Origin of the sequence: Erwinia endophytica, from assembly GCF_009295515.1 — a bacterium.
Taxonomy (GTDB): Bacteria; Pseudomonadota; Gammaproteobacteria; order Enterobacterales; family Enterobacteriaceae; genus Erwinia; species Erwinia endophytica.
Genome location: NZ_RQVV01000032.1, coordinates 77769 through 97608, shown reverse-complemented (window position 1 = coordinate 97608; position 19840 = coordinate 77769). Strand labels below are relative to the sequence as shown.

Below are 19840 nucleotides of genomic sequence, written 5' to 3'. Positions count from 1 at the left end.
ATATCATACATTTACTTCACTAACGTACGTTTTCGTTCCATTGGCCTTCAGACCCCAGGAAGTGAAAACACCCGTTACCCTCGATAGCCTTCTTCTGACTAAACAACGCTATGGTATATCAGTTGCGGCCAGCATAATGCGTCTGCATGCCTTAAATATCATTTCAGATGAAGAGAAACAGAATCTCTATAAACGCCGTTCGGCTCGCTGGGGGGTTAAATCTGAACCAGGTGATGATTATCGAGAACCGGAAAAGCCGCGCTTGCTTAAACGTACTGTCGAACTTCTCGCATCTTCCGGGATCATTGCAGTTGATGGTTTATCGAATTTTGCGGGGCTGTCCGCTATCGATGTTGAAATGTTAGTCGGTTTACCCGAAGGGTATCTTACCAGCAAAAAAGCTGCGGTGGTGCATTTGGTTCGTTTAAAATCGATGCTGTCTGAGCGTCGCGAAGAGCATAATAATGATCAGCAAAATGGAACCTTAGTCGAGTTTCGGCGCCCTCCTAAGCGATCAACTTCTTGATTATTGACAGCCACGTTGCTGCTGTGGCGTACGTAAACGCAATGAAAGGGCTTATGGCCCTTTTTAACCTCTGAATTACGCTATTCACCATAGCAACCCTCTAAGTATCCACGCTTATTAAACTGGCCTATCAATTCTGTTTCTGACAAGTGTTTAATGTCGTGCATTTGCAACCCCTCCGTAAAATAAACATTATTTAACAATAAAATAAATTGATTACGCTGATATTTGCAAATTAATTTACGGGCAGAGGGTGAAACAACCTCTTAAAAAGTTGTTTCAGTAGTTGTTTCAGTTAATTTTCTGATTTTTATATGAAATTAGTTACTGAAACAGTGAAACAACTGAAACAGGTAAAATAAAGCTCACGTATACACGCGAGTGGATTTTACTTCCTGTTTGCTATCGATACCACGTTGTAATCTTCTCCATGTTCCAGCGCTACCAGCAGTTCAGCCCACAACATCAACGCTGCCCGGCGTTCATCAAAATACTGGTGGCGGTTATAGATACCTTCCACGCCCTTGATACGGTGATTCAGGCAGCGCTCGGCAACAATGGGATCCACCCCCAACGCCGCTAAATGGGTGCGACCAGTGCGTCGGAAGTCATGAATAGTGAAGTTGGGTACGCCTGGCATTTCACGGCGTACTTTTGCCAGAGCTACCGGCAGGGTACTTTCCTGGATATGGGGGATCATACGGTGCTGCATTTTCCGGGCAGGGAGTACCCATTTACTGTTGCCGGAAAAGCTGTGTAATTCTCTGAGCCATTCAACCGCTGGTGGTGGTAGCGGAATATCGATAGCATCGCCGTTCTTAGCGCGTTCAGCGGGTAGGTGCCATAGTGCCCCGTCTAAGTCGAATTCAGCCCATGGAGCGCCGCACAGCTCCATTTTACGGCAACACAGGCAGAGTATCAGCTTCATTGTGAGTTCGTTCTCACGGCTGAACCCTTTAGCCATGCGCATAGCCTGGAAAAACTGGATAAGTTCCTCGCGGGTTAACCAGCGCTCCCTGCTTTTCTCCTGCCCGCCAGCATCGGCAACTTCAAAAGCACCGGTGGGGTTAATCTCCAGCATATGTCGTTTGATACCGTAGTCAAAGATACGGCGAGTCCAGCGCAGTACGTCATTTGCAATGGTTGGCGCACCACGAGCGACGATCTTTTGCAGCATATCGTCGATGTGTCGGGGACGGACGTCCTCTACCTTGAGGTGGCCTATGTTGGGGTTTATGTCCTTGTCGATGCGGCGGCGCAGAATATCCGGGTGTTTCCATCGCCCCATAATCTGGCGTTCGAAATACTCGGTCGCTAATTCAGCCACACGAAGAGCATTTTTTTCCTGCTCCATCTTCTCCAGTGCGTCTGCTTTACGTTCCTGCTTCTCTCCGGCCACGTCAAAGCCCAAGGCAACACGAGCGGAAAGCTCTTTCGCTGTCTCTCTTGCTTTGGCTAATGACATTTCGCCATAAGAGCCAATCAGCATAACCCGCGACTTTCCAGCGTACTGATACCGGAAGCGCCACACAGGGACTTTATCCCCTGCCCGGTAACGCAGATAAAGCCCATGACCGTCTGAGCGCCCCTCAAACCGTTCTCCGGCCTTAATCCATGCCTTTATCTGTACGTCTGTCAGTTTTGCCATAGAGTCACCTAAACATTGAATAGAACTTTGTACCCAGAGTGATCTGTAAAAATGGTATTGGGTACAACCTTGGGTACAACGTATTTGTGCGATGTAATGCAATCATATGCGACAGTATACCAATAAAAAAGCCCGCAATGCGCGGGCTGTATTGGTTTGTGCTATTGGGTGCGACGATATGCAACGTTACTCTATGTTCTGAATCTGTTCGCGCATCTGCTCAATTAGCACCTTCAGCTCAATTGCGGAGGTGGTGATGTCTGCATTGATAGATTTTGAGGCCAGAGTGTTCGACTCGCGGTTGAACTCCTGCATCATAAAGTCGAGACGACGGCCTACGGCCTCTTTCTTCTTCAGGATGTTATAAGTCTCTTTGACGTGTGCTTCCAAACGGTCCAGCTCTTCCGCCACGTCCACGCGCTGTGCCAGCATGATCAGTTCCTGTTCAACGCGGTTGCCGTCCAACTGCACTTGCGCTTCTTCCAGTTTGGTGACCAATCGTTCACGTTGCCATTTCAGTACGTCCGGCATTTGCGCTCGTACTTTGGTGATTTCGGCGCTGACGCCTTGCAAACGCTGCTCAATCAGGGACTTCAGCGCCGCACCTTCGGTCTCCCGTGAGGCGATAAAGTCGTCAAGCGCGCTATCCAGCGACTTCAGCAACTCGGCGGAAATGGCATCCAGATCTTGCTCTTCTGCAGACATCACGCCCGGCCAGCGCAGGATATCGACCGGATTAATTTCACCTTCATCGCTCTGCATCTTCACCCAGTTTGCCGCCTGAACCAGCTGGATTGCCAGCTTTTCATTCAGTACCAGTGCACTCTGCGCACGGGGATCGGCATCAAAGCGCAGGTTGCACTCAATTTTGCCGCGCGTCAGACGATTACGAATACGTTCGCGGATAACCGGCTCCAGACCACGGAATTGCTCGGGCAGGCGGATATAAGTTTCTAAATAGCGTTGGTTGACGGAACGAAGCTCCCAGGCGGCACAGCCCCATTCGCTTTTGGTTTCACGCCGGGCGTAGGCGGTCATACTGCGGATCATTATACGTACCCGTTTTCAAAGAAAGATAAAAGGATTATAGCGGTATAAGGCAGTATTTAGCCACAAATCACTGTACTTTCCACCCAACATGGCAAATTTTTCACTGAAGTGACCAGGAGCACTACTGTTAATTTCAGAAAATGGCACTGTTTTAAATTCTATTTCTTATAGAAAAAATTAGAGGTGAATTAAAATATATTTCCTTCATACTTCAAGTTACAGACATATTGCCTGATATGGGCTCGCCCATTGATCATAACCTTAATCTCTCGGTGATATATTTACTTGCCGTCTTTTAGTGATTGGAATTATTCTGTCCATATCTGGTTAATAACAAGATGGAACAGGTGTTCTTATGGTGTTTTTGGGTTTTATGATTCCATAAGAGTTTAGATGATTCATATTAAATAAATCACTCAGTCCTCTAAAACACATTGATTTATTGAGCCAAATCAAATTATCTCAGTCAAATGTTAAATAAAATTAACGAATCTATCCTGTTCAATTTACTGTGTGATGATTATTTACGACCTGGAGTTATTATCTTTCAATGTATTGCAAAACCGCAGCGATATACATTGGGGGGATTTTGATTATATCCCTAATAAGATACTGGAAATTGTTGTTTCCAGTCATCCCATAGTGATTGATGGACTGGTTTTAATCAACATGGTTTCCAGGGTAAGAAAGAATATAAAATTTTTTGCTCATTACGTTTTGAAGGTCATGTTTCCGCAGGTCTGCGAGATGCCGATTAGCATCAAGAACATGCAAGGCAACATGGGCCACCGACAGTTGAAGATAGCGGCATCGGATACTTTGTGGAACGGTATTTTTAGTGTTATACGGCGATATCCAGATGTTAAATATTTTTCTGGTGCATTGTCTATTCCTGGCGTTTTTTCATGTGAGGCGAAAGAACTGATCCTGATTTATCAGGAGATGAACGGAATTTTTACCCGGTAAAAAAATGTCGTTAGCAGAAATGATATTACCTGCTTATTTGATGAGGGGATGATGAGAAAGACGGGAAATTGTTGAATGGAAGACTCCGTGAACTGGGTGATGAGTTTTCCTGGTCTTATAAACAGGGCACGAAATGGTATAAGGTCAGTGGTTAAAATGTGTTTTATCCTTATTAAAGATGATGATTTAAATTTTATTGCGAGGCTTAAATTGTGTGAAGTTGCGAAGCTGAAGGAAATGCATCATACCCACTATATAATCGTAGATATATTGGGAAATAACGCAAAGTGAACATATTTAATGCAATAATTCGCTTTTTATGGAGTAAAAAAAAACGCATCATTCCATTAGTTTTTCTTAATGTAATGGGGTGTGATGATGATAGGTTACTTATATTCCCTGGGTACGCCTATGGTGATTTTGTTTACCTCTCGGCGAGTGAAACGGAAAAAGTAGAACGCCTCCTGGTAAATAAAGGGGACTTTGTCGTTGAAGGACAGGAATTGGTGAAAATGGAGAGTTTCACGGTTGAAAATACCCTGCAGCGTGCTGAGAAAAGCTATCAGGCCGAACTCGCTTTATTACGTAATATGCAATCAGGGGAGCGTCCAGCTGAACTGGATGTGATCCGATCTCAGTTGGAGCAAGCCCAGTCGGCGGCCAGCATAGCGAAAAGCCAGCTGAAGCGGTATCAGCAACTCTATCACTCCCGGAACATTTCCGCTGCGGAATGGGAGAACGTTAGGGAAGACTACCGCCAGAAACGGGCACAGGTTGATGAACTGACTCATCAACTTGAAGCTAAACAACTCCCCGCTCGCCAGGAGGAAATTCATCGTCAGATGGCCCAGGCTCATGCCGCAAAGTTACAGCGGGACAAAGCAGAGTGGGATCTCAGGCAGCGGGTGATTGTGGCCCCTCAGGCTGCGCAAGTTTATGACATTATTTATCGCCCCGGTGAACGGCCGGTGGCAGGGCGCCCTGTTATCAGTTTGCTACCGAATGGCAATGTGAAAATCCGCTTTTTCATTCCGGAAAAAAGGCTGGGTATGGTAAAGACAGGGATGAAAGTCAGGCTTTATTTTGATGGTTATCCAGCGTTTGTGCCGGGGTCAATCAACTATATCAGCCCTCAGGCGGAATATACCCCTCCCGTTATCTATAGTACCCGGCGCCGTGAAAAATTAATGTTTATGGCGGAAGCGTTGCCTGTTAAGGAACAGGCCAGCCGGATAAAACCTGGTCAGCCAGTGAAGGTGGAGATGGTCGTTGATGACGCAATTTTGCATTGATGTAAAAAATCTCAATAAGTATTTCGCCAATAATCACGTTGTCAAAGATTTTTCCATACAAGTTGCGAAGGGTGAGATTTATGGTTTTCTGGGGCCAAATGGGAGTGGCAAAACCACCTCGATTCGGATGATGTGTGGGTTGATTACCCCAGATTCTGGCCATGGAGAGTGTCTGGGAATGGATATTTTTACCCAGCGGGAAAATATCAAAAAGCGTATTGGCTACATGACTCAGCACTTTTCTATGTGGGGCAATCTCAGCATCCGGGAAAATTTGTTGTTTATTGCCCGGCTTCACAACCTGGCACAACGTCAGCATCGGGTAGAGCAGACTCTTGCCGGGTTGGGACTGAGTTCACGTCAGCATCAACTGGCCCGGGAGCTTTCTGGCGGATGGAAGCAGAGAATGGCGCTGGCTGCCTGTTTGTTGCATCAGCCTGACTTATTGTTCCTGGATGAGCCTACGGCTGGGGTTGACCCGAAGGCTCGCCGGGAATTCTGGCAAACGCTTCATCGCCTGTCAGATGAAGGGATCTCTATTATGGTGAGTACTCACTATATGGATGAAGCGGAGCGTTGCCACAAAGTGGCCTATCTTTCCAACGGTCAGCTACTGGCTAACGGGACGATTGAGTCCATCATTCAGGCGCAGCATCTGACGACGGTACGGATACGCGGTAGGGAACTCAGCGTGTTAGAAAGTCGGTTACAACATTTCCCCGTGGTTGAGCAGACAGTTATTTTCGGTAATGCATTGTATGTTACGGCGCAGGATGAAAAGCAGTTGTTGACCACGCTCTCACAGGTGATTTCGGATGAGTACGAGCGCGTAAAAGTGGCGACCAATCTGGAAGATGCCTTTACCTGGTTAATGAAGAAGCATGATGATTAATTTTTGCTGGGTGCGTTGGCTTGGTGTGGTTATTAAAGAAATCCATGAATTGCGACGAGATACAATTAGTGTCTGTATGATCTTTCTGACACCACTTTTTCAACTGGTGATTCTGGGATATGCCGTGAATATGGATGCCAGGAATCTTCCTACCGCATTACTAAATTATGACACCGGTCGGCTCAGTCAGGTGTTTGTTGCGGCTGCGCAAAATACAGATTACTTCTCCATGCGACTTTTTTCTTCAGAGGATGAGGCTGAAAAAGCGTTTACTGCTGGTAAGGTTATCTTCATCGTGACCATTCCTGAAGGGTTTACGCAAAAAATGCTGCGTGGTGAAAAACCCCCGCTGTTGATCCAGGGTGATGCAATTGATCCGATGGCCATTGGCAATGCGTTAAGTGCGATCGTTCAGGCATCAAAGACCATGTATCAGTATGATCTGCCGGACCCTCTGCAGGAGCAGGAGAAAAGTGATGATTTTGACCTGATAATTCACCGGATGTTTAATCCGGAGGGGATCACGCAGTACAATACGATCCCGGGCATTATTGGTTCCATCCTGAGTACCACGATGATCTTGATGACTGCGCTGGCAATCACTCGTGAGCGTGAAAATGGTGCGATTGAAAACCTGCTCATTTCACCGGTTACCGGTCTGGAAGTTGTGGTGGGGAAAATCACGCCTTATGTCCTTATCGGGATTTTCCAGTCAGTTATAATCCTGATTTGTGCCGTCTTCCTGTTTGAAATTCCCTTGCTGGGCAATGTGTTTTTGCTGTTTTTTGTGCTGATCATGTATATTTTTCTCTGCCTGTCGATTGGTATCAGCATTTCCAGTGTGGCGCAAAATCAGCTGCAGGCGCTGCAAATGTCTTCTTTTTATTTTATTCCTTCCATCATGCTATCCGGTTTTGTCAGTCCCTTTATTAGCATGCCTGCCTGGGCTCAGGCGATAGGTTCCTGTTTACCGCTGACTTATTTTATCCGGCTGATGAAAGGGATCATGCTCAAAGGTTATCCACTGGATGCGTTATTGCCCGATTTTCTTCCTTTGCTCGGACTGACGGTGATAGTGACGGGAATTGGACTAAAAAGTTACCGCCGGACTTTGGACTGAAAGTGGTCGTGAACAGGGTGGGGGGCATCTGAATCACTGTGACTATCAGGCGGTCATAGGCATCTGGTGGCGAAATCCGTATAATGCGCAGCCAATACTGTTTTTATCAGCCGGAGAAAAACCATGCGTCCAGCAGGCCGTAGCGCACAACAGGTACGCCCCGTTACACTGACCCGCCACTACACCAAACATGCTGAAGGTTCAGTCCTGGTTGAATTCGGTGATACCAAAGTGCTATGCACTGCCACCATTGAAGAAGGCGTGCCGCGTTTTCTTAAAGGCCAGGGACAAGGGTGGGTCACCGCCGAATATGGCATGTTGCCTCGTGCCACCCACAGTCGTAATGCGCGTGAAGCGGCAAAAGGCAAGCAAGGGGGACGCACGCTGGAAATTCAGCGTCTGATCGCCCGTTCATTACGCGCCGCGCTGGATTTGAAAGCGCTGGGTGAGTTTACCATTACACTGGACTGCGATGTGCTGCAGGCTGATGGCGGTACTCGTACGGCTTCGATCACGGGTGCCTGTGTGGCGCTGGCCGACGCGTTGAATCACCTGGTTGCCACTGGTAAGTTGAAAGCCAACCCGATGAAGGGGATGGTTGCCGCGATTTCTGTCGGTATCGTCAATGGTGAAGCGTTGTGCGATCTGGAGTATGTCGAAGACTCAGTGGCAGAGACTGATATGAATGTGGTGATGACCGAAGATGGTCGCATGATTGAAGTGCAGGGAACGGCAGAAGGGGAACCTTTCAGCCATGATGAACTGCTTGAGTTGTTGGCGCTGGCGCGGGAGGGCATTGCGACCCTGATTCAGGCGCAGAAATCAGCACTACAGAACTGATGGTCAAGGCGAGCTGAAACTCGCTTTTTGCATAACTGACTGAGGATGAAGGCATGAAAGTCTGGCAGCGCCAATTTATCGAATTCGCCATCAACAAGCAGGTGCTGAAATTTGGTGAGTTCACGTTGAAATCAGGGCGTAAGAGCCCCTATTTCTTTAACGCGGGCTTGTTTAATACGGGACGTGACCTGGCTCTCCTCGGGCGTTTTTATGCTCAGGCGCTGATGGACTCTGGCATTGATTTCGATCTGTTGTTTGGCCCGGCTTACAAGGGTATTCCGATTGCTACCACCACGGCTGTGGCGTTGGCTGATCATCATAACCGTGATGTACCTTACTGCTTTAATCGTAAGGAAGCGAAAGATCACGGCGAAGGTGGTTTGCTGGTAGGGAGTCCACTCCAGGGGCGCGTTATGTTGGTGGATGATGTGATTACCGCCGGAACGGCTATCCGTGAATCGATGGAGATCATCGCCGCTAACCAGGCGACGCTGGCAGGAGTGTTGATTTCTCTTGATCGTCAGGAGCGCGGACGCGGCGAGGTCTCTGCGATTCAGGAAGTGGAACGTGACTATGGTTGTAAGGTGATTTCAATTATCACCCTGGACGCGCTGATTACTTATTTGGAAGAGCAGCCCGCACTGGCTGACTATCTGGCCCCGGTTCGCGCTTATCAGCAAGAGTACGGTATCTGATGTTTTGCGGGCCTGTTTTTACCGGCCCGTTTTCATTATGCGGTCAGACCAACTGAGTGGCCAGTAGCGGCCAGCGGTTGTCAAAATCAACGGTTGGACGATAGCGGAAATCTGAACGGACAAAACGCGACAGCATCCCTTCACAAAACGCCAGTAGCTGACTGGCCAGTAGTGTTTCATCAGTCTTAAAGCCTTCCCCATCACGCATTTTTTGTTCGCGTAATACCTGGCGGAGTTGGACCTCAATGCGTTCAAAAAGCTGGTTAATCCGCTCCTGTAAACGATCCTGTTCAAACATTAGCGCATGGCCGGTCAGAATGCGCGTTAAGCCTGGATTACGCTCCCCAAATCCCAGGATTAACTTGATTATCAGGCGCAGACGCGGCAGTGTTTCTTTTTCGTCTTTTAAAATCAGATTGATGCGCGTAATCAGGCTATCTTCAATAAACTCGATAAGACTGTCGAACATCCGGGTTTTGCTGGGAAAATGACGATAAAGCGCCGCTTCTGAGACCCCAACGTTCGCCGCCAGTTTGGCGGTAGTGATCCGCTGACTGCCATCGCTGGATTCCAGCATTTGTGCCAGAGCCTGCAGTATTTCCTCGCGACGGTTCCCTTTCGCACTCTTTTTTTCTGCCATGTCCTGAAAGACCCCTGAATATCACCTTGAACGGGCAAATGCCCACACAACATCCGTAAGCAAAATGCTCACGGCGAAAAAATGGATTGGTTAATCGCTTAAGAGCTGGAGGCCGATTATTATTGACGACCGGAGTGACCGAAGCCACCTTCGCCGCGATCGCTGGCAGCAAAATCGTTAACCAGATTGAACCTGGCCTGTACGACAGGCACAAAAACCATCTGAGCGATGCGCTCGCCGGGTTCAATGGTGAAGGCATCCTGACCACGATTCCAGACGGAAACCATCAGTTGGCCCTGGTAGTCGGAGTCAATGAGCCCCACCAGGTTACCCAGCACCACACCGTGTTTGTGACCGAGGCCTGAGCGCGGCAGGATAACCGCTGCCAGTTGCGGATCGCCGATGTGAATCGCCAGGCCGGTAGGCACCAGGGTGGTGGCGCCTGGCGCCAATTCGATAGCGTCATCAAGGCAAGCTCTCAGGTCCAGACCCGCAGAACCTGAGGTCGCATAGGCAGGGAGTGGAAAATCTTTGCCCACGCGCGGGTCTAAAATCTTAACGTCGATTTTTTTCATCATAACGGCTGACTATCTCATCTATTAACTGTTGGCCAAGGAGTGACTTATCGCTAAGCGGTAAGACTTTTTCTCCCTCCTGCCAAAAAAGATGCAGGGCATTGCTGTCACTGTTGAAACCTTGCCCGGCTTTCGAAACATCATTGGCACAGATCAAATCCAGATTTTTTCGCTCCCTTTTTTGTTGGGCATATTCTTCCACATTCTGGGTTTCTGCCGCAAATCCCACTACGTAGGGGCGCTTTTCCTGCATCGCCGCTACGCCAGCTACGATGTCGGGGTTTTTTACCATCCGGAGGATAATTTCATCCCCCTGTTTTTTGATCTTTTCTGCGGCTACTTCGGCTGCCCGATAATCAGCAACGGCAGCGGTAGCGATAAAAATGTGCTGACGATGTACGTTTTCCATCACGGCCTGCTGCATCTCTGTTGCAGTTATTACGTCAATGCGCTTAACCCATGGAGGGGTTGGCAGAGCCACCGGGCCGGCAATCAGTGTCACATTCGCTCCCCGTTTGGCGGCGGCGGCGGCGATGGCGAAGCCCATCTTACCTGAGCTGTGATTAGTGATGAAACGCACGGGATCGAGTGCTTCACGGGTGGGGCCGGCCGTAATCATAATATTGAGATGTTGCAGATCGTTGATGGGAGAAGCCCAGCTCGCGGCTTTATCAACAATTGCCAGTGGATCGAGCATCCTGCCGGGGCCGATATCTCCACAGGCCTGGCTGCCGTTGTCCGGCCCCCAAATCATCACGCCGCGTCCGGCGAGCTCCTGGATATTGTGTTGAGTAACCGGCGCTCGATACATCTGTTGGTTCATGGCAGGAACCACCGCAATAGGGGCAGGGGTAGCGAGACAGAGGGTGGTCACCAGGTCGTTAGCCATTCCTGCCGTCATACGGGCAATCAAATCCGCCGTGGCTGGGGCCAGGATAACCAGATCGGCCCATTTTCCCAGTTCGATATGCCCCATTGCGGCTTCTGCTGCCGGATCCAAAAGATCATCAGAAACCGGATAGCCAGACACCGCCTGCAGACTCAGCGGCGTGATAAACGCCTTTGCAGCTTCGGTCATGACAACCCGTACTTTTGCGCCCTTGTCACGCAGGCGTCTGACCAGTTCAGGCGCCTTATAAGCGGCGATGCCGCCGCTGACGCCCAAGACAATATGTTTACCGGCTAATCCTGTCATGTTGCTATTCGCCCCATTGAGTCAGACTGACACGCGCTCTGGCGCTATATTTGGCCATTTTATCACATTCTTTCCTTACCATCTTTTAGCACCATGTTGTCTTTGCGAAGCAGATCGAGAAGTGGATCAAAATGGTTGGATAACCACTGTATATAATGCCATGCTTTCCTGGGCTGGAACAAGGAGAGTAAACATATGGAAGAACAATGGCTGACCATCCCACCGCGTGAAAAGCTGCTACAAAATGGGGCGAATTCACTGACGGACAGGGAATTACTGGCGATTTTTTTACGTACCGGAACTAACGGTGTGCATGTGATGACACTGGCCGGACAATTGATAGATGAATTTGGTTCGTTGTATCAACTGATGACGGCGGGTAAAGCCTCATTCCGTAATATCAAAGGTGTGGGACTTGCCAAGTTCGCGCAATTGAATGCCATTGCGGAACTGGGACGACGCTTTTTTACCTGTAATGAGGTGTTGGAGCATCAGTGCGTGGAGAGCTCTGCGGATATGCTCAGCTATTTAAGAAGTACCCTGGCGCACCGCGAACGGGAAATTTTTATGGTGGTGTTCCTCGATAATCAGCACCAGATGTTGCATAAATGTGAGATGTTCGCCGGTACCATCAATAGTGTGGAGGTCCACCCGCGTGAAATCGTGCGCGAGGCGTTGAAGCATAATGCGGCGGCGCTGATCCTCGCGCATAATCATCCTTCTGGATTTTCCCGTCCCAGTAAGGCGGATAAAGATATCACCAGACATATAGTCAGTGCCTGCCAACTACTCAATATTCGGGTACTGGACCATCTGGTTATCGGACATGGCGAGTATGTTTCGTTCGCGGAGCGAGGGTGGATTTAATGCCGTAATACTGTTACTGGTGAGTGCTATTCAGTAACACGGCACGCGTTTTTCTGTGCAAATGGCGCAATTTGCACGATCCAGGGGGATCTTTCTCTGTTCCGGGCTTGAGCAGCGGCGCGGCAGGGCGTATACTACGCCACCTTTGAGAATCTCGGGTTTGGCGTTTGGGCCTGCTCAGCGGGTTCACATAGAACTCGTCTGGACAGGCTAAGAGCCTGACGAGGCGGCCAAGACCTTATTTTTAAAGCTCGAGCTGATTTGATTTTTGGAGAATAGACATGTCACGAGTCTGCCAAGTAACTGGCAAGCGTCCGGTGACGGGTAACAACCGTTCCCACGCAATGAACGCGACGAAACGCCGTTTCCTGCCGAACCTGCACTCTCACCGTTTTTGGGTTGAGAGCGAAAAGCGCTTCGTTACACTGCGTGTATCTGCCAAAGGCATGCGCGTAATCGATAAAAAGGGTATTGAGACGGTTCTGGCCGATCTGCGTACCCGCGGTGAGAAGTACTAAGGTAAGGAACTGAAACATGGCTAAAGGTATTCGTGAGAAGATCAAGCTGGTTTCTTCTGCTGGTACAGGTCACTTCTATACCACGACGAAGAACAAACGTACTAAACCGGAAAAACTGGAACTGAAGAAATTCGATCCTGTTGTCCGTCAGCACGTGATCTACAAAGAAGCTAAAATTAAGTAATTGATTTTAGCTAATGGAAAACCTCGCTTCGGCGGGGTTTTTTACGTTGTGAGCTATCCAAACAGCAGGAGGCAGAAGAATGCCAGAATTACCCGAGGTTGAAACCAGTCGACGCGGGATTGAACCGCACCTTGTGGGGGCTACTATTCTGCATGCGATTGTTCGCAATGGTTGTCTGCGCTGGCCGGTGTCTCACGAAATCTATAGCCTCAGTGATCAACCGGTGCTTAGTGTGCAGCGTCGGGCAAAATATCTGCTGCTGGAGCTACCTGAAGGCTGGATTATCATTCATTTGGGGATGTCTGGTCGTTTACGGGTCTTACCCGAAGAACTTCCTCCTGCCAAACATGACCATGTGGATCTGGTCATGAGTAACGGCAAAGTGCTGCGCTATACTGATCCGCGCCGCTTTGGCGCCTGGCTGTGGAGTCGCGACCTGGCTGACAGTAATGTGCTGGCACACCTGGGACCTGAGCCCCTTCACGGGGAGTTCAATGCCAGTTATCTGTTTGAGAAGTCTCGTGGTAAGCGTACACCGATCAAACCCTGGTTGATGGATAACAAGCTGGTGGTGGGGGTGGGCAATATTTATGCCAGTGAATCGCTTTTTGCTGCCGGGATCCATCCCGATCGTCAGGCGATGGCGCTAAGTTATGACGAAGCGGCACTGCTGGTTAATACCATCAAGGCTGTCCTGCTGCGTTCAATCGAGCAGGGCGGTACTACCCTGCGGGATTTTTTGCAGACGGATGGAAAACCGGGGTATTTTGCGCAGGAACTGCAGGTGTATGGCCGGTCGGGGGAACCCTGTCGGGTATGCGCTACGCCAATAGCGAGTGCTAAACATGCCCAGCGCAGCACCTTTTTTTGTCCCTCCTGCCAGAAGTAACCATAAAAGCCGGGGCCAGTGCCGTATAAATGCTACAACCTGGCTTGTAGCGCGGTATAAACTGGCTCAGGTAAAAATGCGCTGACATCACCCTTGTGACGTGCGACTTCCTTTACCAGTGATGAAGATATAAAGGAATACTCTTCCGACGGCATCAGAAACACGCTCTCCAGTGTGGACAGCAGATGGCGATTCATGTGCGCCAGTTGCATTTCGTACTCGAAATCAGATACAGCACGCAGTCCACGCACCAACACGTTTGCTTGCTGAGCGCGGGCAAAGTTTGCCATGAGGTCACTGAACCCCACCACTTCCACATTGGGTAAATGGGCCACGACCTGACGGGCCAGCGCCACGCGTTCATCCAGCGGGAACATCGGTTTCTTACTCGGGCTGGCGGCGATAGCCAGGACAATCTGATCAAACATCTTCGCGGCGCGGGTAACGATATCCAGATGACCGTTGGTCATAGGGTCGAAGGTTCCAGGGTAAATCGCTTTGGTACTCATAGTCTGCCCTTGCTGGAAGCGTGAGAAGAGTGATGCAGCGCCCAGAGCGCCGTGTACTTATTAAATGTGTACTGCGCATTGACCACCGCCAGCAGCCAGCCTTGTTTGCCGTCCAGAAAACCAGCACGCAGGATCAGCGTTTTAAAGAATGCGCCAAATGTATGGGAAAACACCGAGAAAACGCTGCAGCGTTTCCCCTGATGATAACGCTGTTTTGCCCAGGCTTCTGCATAGGCAAACTGTTTCCACTGGAAGGAGGAGAAATCTCGGCAGGTCAGATGCAGCAGATCGCCCTGCAATAGCGTGACCTGCGAATTGTTGGTTTCCAGCGATTCATGCACCTGGTTATCGTTGTAGCTGAGGTGACGGGGATAGAGGCGGATCACCCGATCAGGATACCAGCCGCTATGGCGCATAAAGCGTCCCAGGAACAGATTACGGCGGCTACAGCTGTAAACCTTATCTGAAAGAGGCTGCTCCAGCACCGCCAGGATGGCGTCCCGTAACGGTGGCGTGACCCGCTCGTCAGTGTCGATCATGAAAATCATTGGGTGGCGAGCGTAGCTTTGCGCCAGTTGGCGCTGTTTGCCGTAACCGTGCCATTCTGTGGACTGGAATACTCTGGCGCCATGGCGGGCGGCAATCTGTGGCGTGCTGTCACTGCTACCGGAGTCCAGCAGCACAATCTCATCGGCCCAGCTGACGGACTCCAGGCATTCTGGCAGCAGGTCGGCTGCGTCTCTGGCAATCAGTACAACTGACAGCTGTTGGCGTGAAGACATTTAGTGATTCCGCTGTGGCAGATAGGGTTCGAGTAACTGTAACAGACGCTGTAACGCCCCCTGGTTCTGATGCAGAACGTTCACGGCATGACGACCATAGTACAGACGATAGTCTTCATCTGTTAGCAAAGTACCGATCTCTTTATCTAACGAACGGGCGTCGGTGATGGTAATCAACCCGTCGGCCTGCAACAGTTTGGCACAGATGTCTTTGAAGTTGAAAGTATACGGTCCCATCAGCACCGGAATGGCATGAGCTGCCGCCTCCAGTGGATTATGACCACCACGCTCAACCAGGCTGCCGCCAACAAAGGCCAGATCAGCAATGCCGTACAGTAGCATCAGTTCGCCCATGGTATCACCAATCACCACCTGGGTACTGCTGGACGGGATCTCACCGCTGCTGCGCAGGATATAACTGAAACCGGCTTTTTGCGCCATTTCACGCGCGGTAGAAAAACGCTCCGGATGGCGCGGCACCAGGATAAGCAGCAGATTAGGAAAACGTTCCAGTAATGAGCGGTGCGCATCCAGAATGATGCTCTCTTCTCCCTCATGCGTACTGGTGGCAATCCATACAGGCCGACGCGGTGCCCACTGACGACGTAGTGTAATAGCACGAGCGGCCAGTTCAGGCGTGACGGAAATATCAAATTTCAGGCTACCGGTGACTGCCAATTGAGGGCGTTTCAGCCCCAGGCTGATAAAACGCTCACCGTCTTCTGCATTTTGCGCGGCAATTAGCGTGATTTGCTGCAACAGACGCTGCATAAATTTACCGAGTTTTTTATAGCCTCTGGCCGAACGCTCCGATAGTCGGGCGTTGGCAATCACCAGCGGAATTTTGCGTGCATGGAGCAGGGCAATCATATTGGGCCACAGCTCGGTTTCCATAACGATCACCAGGCGTGGATTAACATTATTCAAAAAGCGGTTCATTGAGCAGGGCAGATCGTAAGGGAGGTAGACGTGGTGTACATCTTTACCAAAGGCAGAGGCGGCGCGTTCAGAACCGGTTGGCGTCATTGTGGTGACGGTGATCGGCATCGTGGGATAGCGATGACGCAGTGCCCGAACCAGCGGTATCGCGGCCAGTGTTTCACCAACCGAAACCGAGTGTAGCAGAATACCGTCCGGCTTTACTTTGCCTGCACAGTAACCATAGCGTTCCGCCCAGCGCTTACGGTAGGCCGGAGCTTTACGGCCTCGTAGCCAGAGCCTGAGCCAAATCAGGGGCTGAATGAGGTACAGCAGGACGGTATAAAGTGTTGTCATCACAGTCTTTAAAAAAGTGCGGAGAGACTCGCGTTAGAGAATGCCGAAAAAGAGAAATAATACGGCATGTTAGCAGATAAGTCTGCTCCGCTCACACTACTTATCCGGCTGCTGTAACACTTGTTGATACAACGTATAGAGTTGGCTTGCTAACTGTTGTGGCGAGTACGGCAGGATGCGTTCGCGGGCGGCGTCGCCCATCCGACTGTCGGCTGTTTTCAGCGGAATGGCGGCAGCGGCAGCGGTCAGAGAGGCAATGTCCAGAGCATCGCAAACGAACCCCTGATCGCCATCCACAATGAACTCGGCTCCCCCACAAGTCATACTGGTTATCACTGGCAGGCCACAGGCCATCGCTTCAAGGATAACGTTAGGGAACGGATCATACAGTGTTGGCAGAATTAGCCCGTCGGCAGCGTGATAGAGAGGGATCACGTTATGTTGCACACCAAGGAAATGGACTCGATTTTCACATCCCAGACTGTGGGCCAGACTGACATAATGCGACTGCTGTTTGTCCTGACCGACCACCAGCAAATGTGCATTGGTCGCGGCCAGTGCATCAATGCAGGCCTTCAGTCCTTTGCGTTCAAAGCCGGAACCTACATAGATAAAGACTTTCGCTGTTACAGGCAGTTGCAGTGTTGCACGGGACAACTGCCGCTGCTCTTCGGTGGCTGGCGAAAAGCGTTGCGAGTCGATAGCATTATAAATAACCGCGAATTTATCTTCCGGGACCTGGAAGCAACGCATGATGTCGTTCTTTACCATCAGCGAATTGCAGATGATTTTTTTTAGTGCGGGAGAGCGGAACATCGTTTCTTCCGCCTTCATCACATAGCGGTGGTAGGCGCTCAGGCTGGCGAGCTTGCGTTGAAACGGGGAGATGACGCGAGCTCGCTGCTGTAACCAGACCCGGTGGACGCCATCCCCGGCCCGGAAGATATCACAACCCGCGATACGCTCATGACTCTGCACAATATCGAATTGCTCACGCTCCCAGCAGGCGCGGGCCGCGGCGGCAAAACCGCGTTCTCGAGAGATACGCCCCCACTTTTTGGGGTTACAGATATGCAGATGCCAGTTCGGTTTAGGGTCACCCTGCCAACTACGGGTGATGATATTCAGTTCCAGGCTGTTGTCGTCCAGCGCCTCCAGCGCCCGCGAGATAAACCGCTCAGCACCGCCATCGGGCCGGTATTTCTGTCGTACTATCGCCAGGCGAACTTTACTCATCCAGATATGTCCTTGCGGCTTTCACCACCTCGTCCAGTGGAATAGCCGAGAGATAGCGTTTTTCAGTCCGGGTATCGATGCTGTCCGGAGGCGGCAGCGGGGCATAATCTCCCGCCCAGATGACCCGATTATTCTCCCCCCATGGGCGCCACTGTTTCAATTTAGTCGGGCCAAACAGGGCGACGCAGGGGGTATTCAGCGCGGCAGCCATGTGCATTGGCGCGGAGTCCACGCCGATAAACAGGCGAGCATGGTCGATCAAGGCGGCCAACTGCGGCAGCGTCAGTTTACCGGCCAGAGAAATCACCCGCGGATTATGGCTGAGGGACAGGATATGCTCGATCATCGCCTGTTCTTTTTTGTCAGGCGCGCCTGTCAGGACAATGTCACAGCCTGATGTGCTCAGGGCGTCGATCAATCCGGCCACCTTGTCATCTTCCCAGCATTTAAACAGCCAACGGGAGGTTGGCTGGATGACGATATAGGGTGACGGCGATATTTGCTGTTTGTCCAGTGCCGTCCGGGTTTGCTGCCAGTCACTGTCGCTGTAATGCATTGAGGCCGGAAAGCCGGTATTCGGGATACCCAGAGGCTTGAGAGCCGCAAGATTTTGTTCAACCGTGTGCAACTCGCCATGATCCTGCGTGGACACCCGGTGAGTATGGGCATGTCGCCACAGGACATTTTTTCGCTTAAGGAAGTCAAAGCCGATGCGGATTTTTGCAGCGGATAAGCCGGTGATAATCGCACTGCGCCACTGGTCAGCCAGATTAATCACCAGGTCGTAATGCTGTCGGCGAATCGAACGCACCAGAGCAACTTCATGGCGAATGTGCTGCCAGCTCCCTTCTTTTTTCCAGTTACGATCAATAACGTGGAAATGACGAATGGCCGGGAACGCCTGCAACATCGGACGGGTCTCTTTATAGAGCAGCACATCGATGTTAGCCGCTGGATATCGCTGATGCAACGCGTTAATCACTGGCGTGGTCAGCAGCATATCGCCATGATGGCGCAGCTTTATCAGCAGAATATTTTGCGGTGCAAATGTGGCGGGGATCAATTCAGGACAGGCCATACTCGTTGGATCTCAAAGTGAAGTGGGCTGATTGTAAGGGAAAGTCAGCGTCCGGCGGAATTACTTTTGACGCCAGCGCCAAATACGGATCAGCCAGAGCAACAGTTGATACCACTGTTGGGCGCCACGTGTGTTACGCAACATGATGCCAGGCGTTTTTGTTGCGAACACATCGGCAATGATCGCCTGTCGCGCTTCAGCATCCGGTTCACGGCGAATAGAGTGGCAAACGGTTAATGCCTCTTTGGTTACCTGCCGATACACGGCGGGAGCGATGTTAACTTTATGGCGGTAGCGTTGATTAATCTCATCCAACATGCGGGCGATTTTCAGATAGTGCCGCTGATATTCGACATTACGCATACCAGTACGCTTCTGATTGCTGATTGACTGGTCATGAACGTAATAGCGATACAACACTTCTTCGGTATAGCGTACCCGCCGTGCATTCAGCATTAATTCGGTAGTCCAGGGGATATCCTGGTGGTGCAGCCCCGGTTCAAACAGCAAGTTTAGCTGTTGAATCAGTTCCCGGCGATAGATCCCCAGCCAGACCACGTGCAGATAGCGGTTGGTCGACAGCGCCTTGCCCAGCCATTCGGCACCGCTCAGTACGCCAGTGGAACGCAAGCGATCGGTTGGGATCAACGTTCGGGCGTTATCATCCCCCCAGAAAATGCGTTCGGCATTGCACTGTGCTACATCCAGATCGTCTTGCCCGGCCATCTCGACCAGTTTGCGGTACATATCCGGATAAAGGGTATCATCAGCGTCCGGGAAGGTCACATACTGGCCCCGGGCGATGGCAAGACCGGCATTACGCGCCCGTGAAACACCGCCATTTTGCTGATCGATAACCTGTATATGCGCATACTGCGCAGCATAACGATGCGCCATTTCCGCTGATTCATCAGTGGAACCATCGTTGACGATGATGATTTCCAGGGATTGCAGCGTTTGCGCCAGTGCTGACTCAATAAAGGCCTGGAAGCTTTTTCCAGCGTTATACATCGGGACAATCACGCTCAACAGCGGCGACGGAATTTCAGAATGCGGATTCATA

General features: G+C 50.5%; 22 protein-coding genes. 11 read left to right on the top strand and 11 right to left on the bottom strand.

Annotated elements, in window-relative coordinates:
* Positions 1-61 precede the first annotated feature (61 nt).
* On the top strand, positions 62-526 hold the full coding sequence (locus EH228_RS10535; protein ID WP_240116272.1) for a hypothetical protein: 465 nt from the start codon (positions 62-64) through the stop codon (positions 524-526).
* A 388-nt stretch (positions 527-914) separates the two neighbouring features.
* On the opposite strand, the gene EH228_RS10530 is transcribed toward EH228_RS10535, so the two are convergent.
* Both EH228_RS10530 and EH228_RS10525 read right to left on the bottom strand, forming a co-directional pair.
* A complete protein-coding gene (locus EH228_RS10530) occupies positions 915-2174 on the bottom strand; it encodes a tyrosine-type recombinase/integrase (protein ID WP_152321627.1) in 1260 nt (419 codons plus the stop codon).
* A 186-nt stretch (positions 2175-2360) separates the two neighbouring features.
* Positions 2361-3224 (bottom strand): YicC/YloC family endoribonuclease, encoded by an 864-nt coding sequence (locus EH228_RS10525; RefSeq protein WP_152321626.1) that lies wholly within the window; start codon positions 3222-3224, stop codon positions 2361-2363.
* A gap of 513 nt (positions 3225-3737) precedes the next feature.
* Between EH228_RS10525 and EH228_RS10520 the strand changes: the two genes are divergently transcribed.
* The 6 genes from EH228_RS10520 (at position 3738) to pyrE (ending at position 9029) form a co-directional block, all read left to right on the top strand.
* The gene (locus EH228_RS10520; protein ID WP_152321625.1) at positions 3738-4190 is read left to right on the top strand and encodes a lysophospholipid acyltransferase family protein; all 453 of its coding nucleotides are present in this window, start codon (positions 3738-3740) and stop codon (positions 4188-4190) included.
* A gap of 512 nt (positions 4191-4702) precedes the next feature.
* Positions 4703-5482 carry an HlyD family secretion protein gene (locus EH228_RS10515; protein WP_240116271.1) on the top strand — a complete coding sequence of 260 codons (780 nt, stop codon included), beginning with the start codon at positions 4703-4705 and terminating at the stop codon, positions 5480-5482.
* Complete coding sequence (locus EH228_RS10510) at positions 5463-6374, top strand: ABC transporter ATP-binding protein (protein ID WP_152321623.1); 912 nt, start codon at positions 5463-5465, stop codon at positions 6372-6374. The genes EH228_RS10515 and EH228_RS10510 overlap by 20 nt, the downstream gene beginning before the upstream one ends.
* Complete coding sequence (locus tag EH228_RS10505) at positions 6367-7494, top strand: ABC transporter permease (RefSeq protein ID WP_152321672.1); 1128 nt, start codon at positions 6367-6369, stop codon at positions 7492-7494. Before EH228_RS10510 ends, EH228_RS10505 begins: the two co-directional genes overlap by 8 nt.
* A gap of 123 nt (positions 7495-7617) precedes the next feature.
* A complete protein-coding gene (rph, locus tag EH228_RS10500) occupies positions 7618-8334 on the top strand; it encodes a ribonuclease PH (RefSeq protein WP_152321622.1) in 717 nt (238 codons plus the stop codon).
* Positions 8335-8387: 53 nt separating this feature from the next.
* Positions 8388-9029 (top strand): orotate phosphoribosyltransferase, encoded by a 642-nt coding sequence (gene pyrE / locus EH228_RS10495; protein ID WP_152321621.1) that lies wholly within the window; start codon positions 8388-8390, stop codon positions 9027-9029.
* Positions 9030-9072: 43 nt separating this feature from the next.
* Here the strand turns inward: pyrE and slmA are convergent, their stop codons facing one another.
* The 3 genes from slmA to coaBC form a co-directional block, all read right to left on the bottom strand.
* Positions 9073-9669, bottom strand: a complete 597-nt coding sequence (gene slmA / locus EH228_RS10490) for a nucleoid occlusion factor SlmA (protein ID WP_152321620.1) — start codon at positions 9667-9669, stop codon at positions 9073-9075.
* Between the two features lie 119 nt (positions 9670-9788).
* Positions 9789-10247, bottom strand: coding sequence for a dUTP diphosphatase (gene dut, locus EH228_RS10485; RefSeq protein WP_152321619.1), 459 nt, complete (start codon positions 10245-10247; stop codon positions 9789-9791).
* Entirely contained in the window at positions 10225-11439 is a 1215-nt protein-coding gene (coaBC, locus tag EH228_RS10480; protein ID WP_152321618.1) for a bifunctional phosphopantothenoylcysteine decarboxylase/phosphopantothenate--cysteine ligase CoaBC, read from the bottom strand. The genes dut and coaBC overlap by 23 nt, the downstream gene beginning before the upstream one ends.
* A 168-nt stretch (positions 11440-11607) precedes the next feature.
* On the opposite strand from coaBC, the gene radC reads away from it, so the two are divergent.
* From radC to mutM, 4 genes are all read left to right on the top strand, one after another.
* On the top strand, positions 11608-12306 hold the full coding sequence (gene radC, locus EH228_RS10475; protein ID WP_420841458.1) for a RadC family protein: 699 nt from the start codon (positions 11608-11610) through the stop codon (positions 12304-12306).
* Positions 12307-12587: 281 nt separating this feature from the next.
* Entirely contained in the window at positions 12588-12824 is a 237-nt protein-coding gene (gene rpmB, locus EH228_RS10470) for a 50S ribosomal protein L28 (protein ID WP_004154798.1), read from the top strand.
* Positions 12825-12840: 16 nt separating this feature from the next.
* The gene (gene rpmG, locus EH228_RS10465; RefSeq protein ID WP_001051798.1) at positions 12841-13008 is read left to right on the top strand and encodes a 50S ribosomal protein L33; all 168 of its coding nucleotides are present in this window, start codon (positions 12841-12843) and stop codon (positions 13006-13008) included.
* 79 nt (positions 13009-13087) lie between these two features.
* A complete protein-coding gene (gene mutM / locus EH228_RS10460; protein ID WP_152321616.1) occupies positions 13088-13897 on the top strand; it encodes a bifunctional DNA-formamidopyrimidine glycosylase/DNA-(apurinic or apyrimidinic site) lyase in 810 nt (269 codons plus the stop codon).
* A gap of 32 nt (positions 13898-13929) precedes the next feature.
* On the opposite strand, the gene coaD is transcribed toward mutM, so the two are convergent.
* The 6 genes from coaD to EH228_RS10430 form a co-directional block, all read right to left on the bottom strand.
* Complete coding sequence (gene coaD, locus EH228_RS10455) at positions 13930-14406, bottom strand: pantetheine-phosphate adenylyltransferase (RefSeq protein ID WP_152321615.1); 477 nt, start codon at positions 14404-14406, stop codon at positions 13930-13932.
* Positions 14403-15188, bottom strand: a complete 786-nt coding sequence (locus EH228_RS10450) for a glycosyltransferase family 2 protein (RefSeq protein ID WP_152321614.1) — start codon at positions 15186-15188, stop codon at positions 14403-14405. Before EH228_RS10450 ends, coaD begins: the two co-directional genes overlap by 4 nt.
* Positions 15189-16463, bottom strand: coding sequence for a lipid IV(A) 3-deoxy-D-manno-octulosonic acid transferase (gene waaA / locus EH228_RS10445; RefSeq protein ID WP_152321613.1), 1275 nt, complete (start codon positions 16461-16463; stop codon positions 15189-15191).
* A 96-nt stretch (positions 16464-16559) separates the two neighbouring features.
* Positions 16560-17699, bottom strand: coding sequence for a glycosyltransferase family 4 protein (locus EH228_RS10440; RefSeq protein ID WP_152321612.1), 1140 nt, complete (start codon positions 17697-17699; stop codon positions 16560-16562).
* Positions 17692-18777 (bottom strand): putative lipopolysaccharide heptosyltransferase III, encoded by a 1086-nt coding sequence (rfaQ, locus tag EH228_RS10435; protein WP_152321611.1) that lies wholly within the window; start codon positions 18775-18777, stop codon positions 17692-17694. The genes EH228_RS10440 and rfaQ overlap by 8 nt, the downstream gene beginning before the upstream one ends.
* Before the next feature lie 60 nt (positions 18778-18837).
* Positions 18838-19839: a glycosyltransferase gene (locus EH228_RS10430; RefSeq protein WP_152321610.1), complete on the bottom strand. Its 1002-nt coding sequence runs from the start codon at positions 19837-19839 to the stop codon at positions 18838-18840.
* Position 19840: the final 1 nt, after the last annotated feature.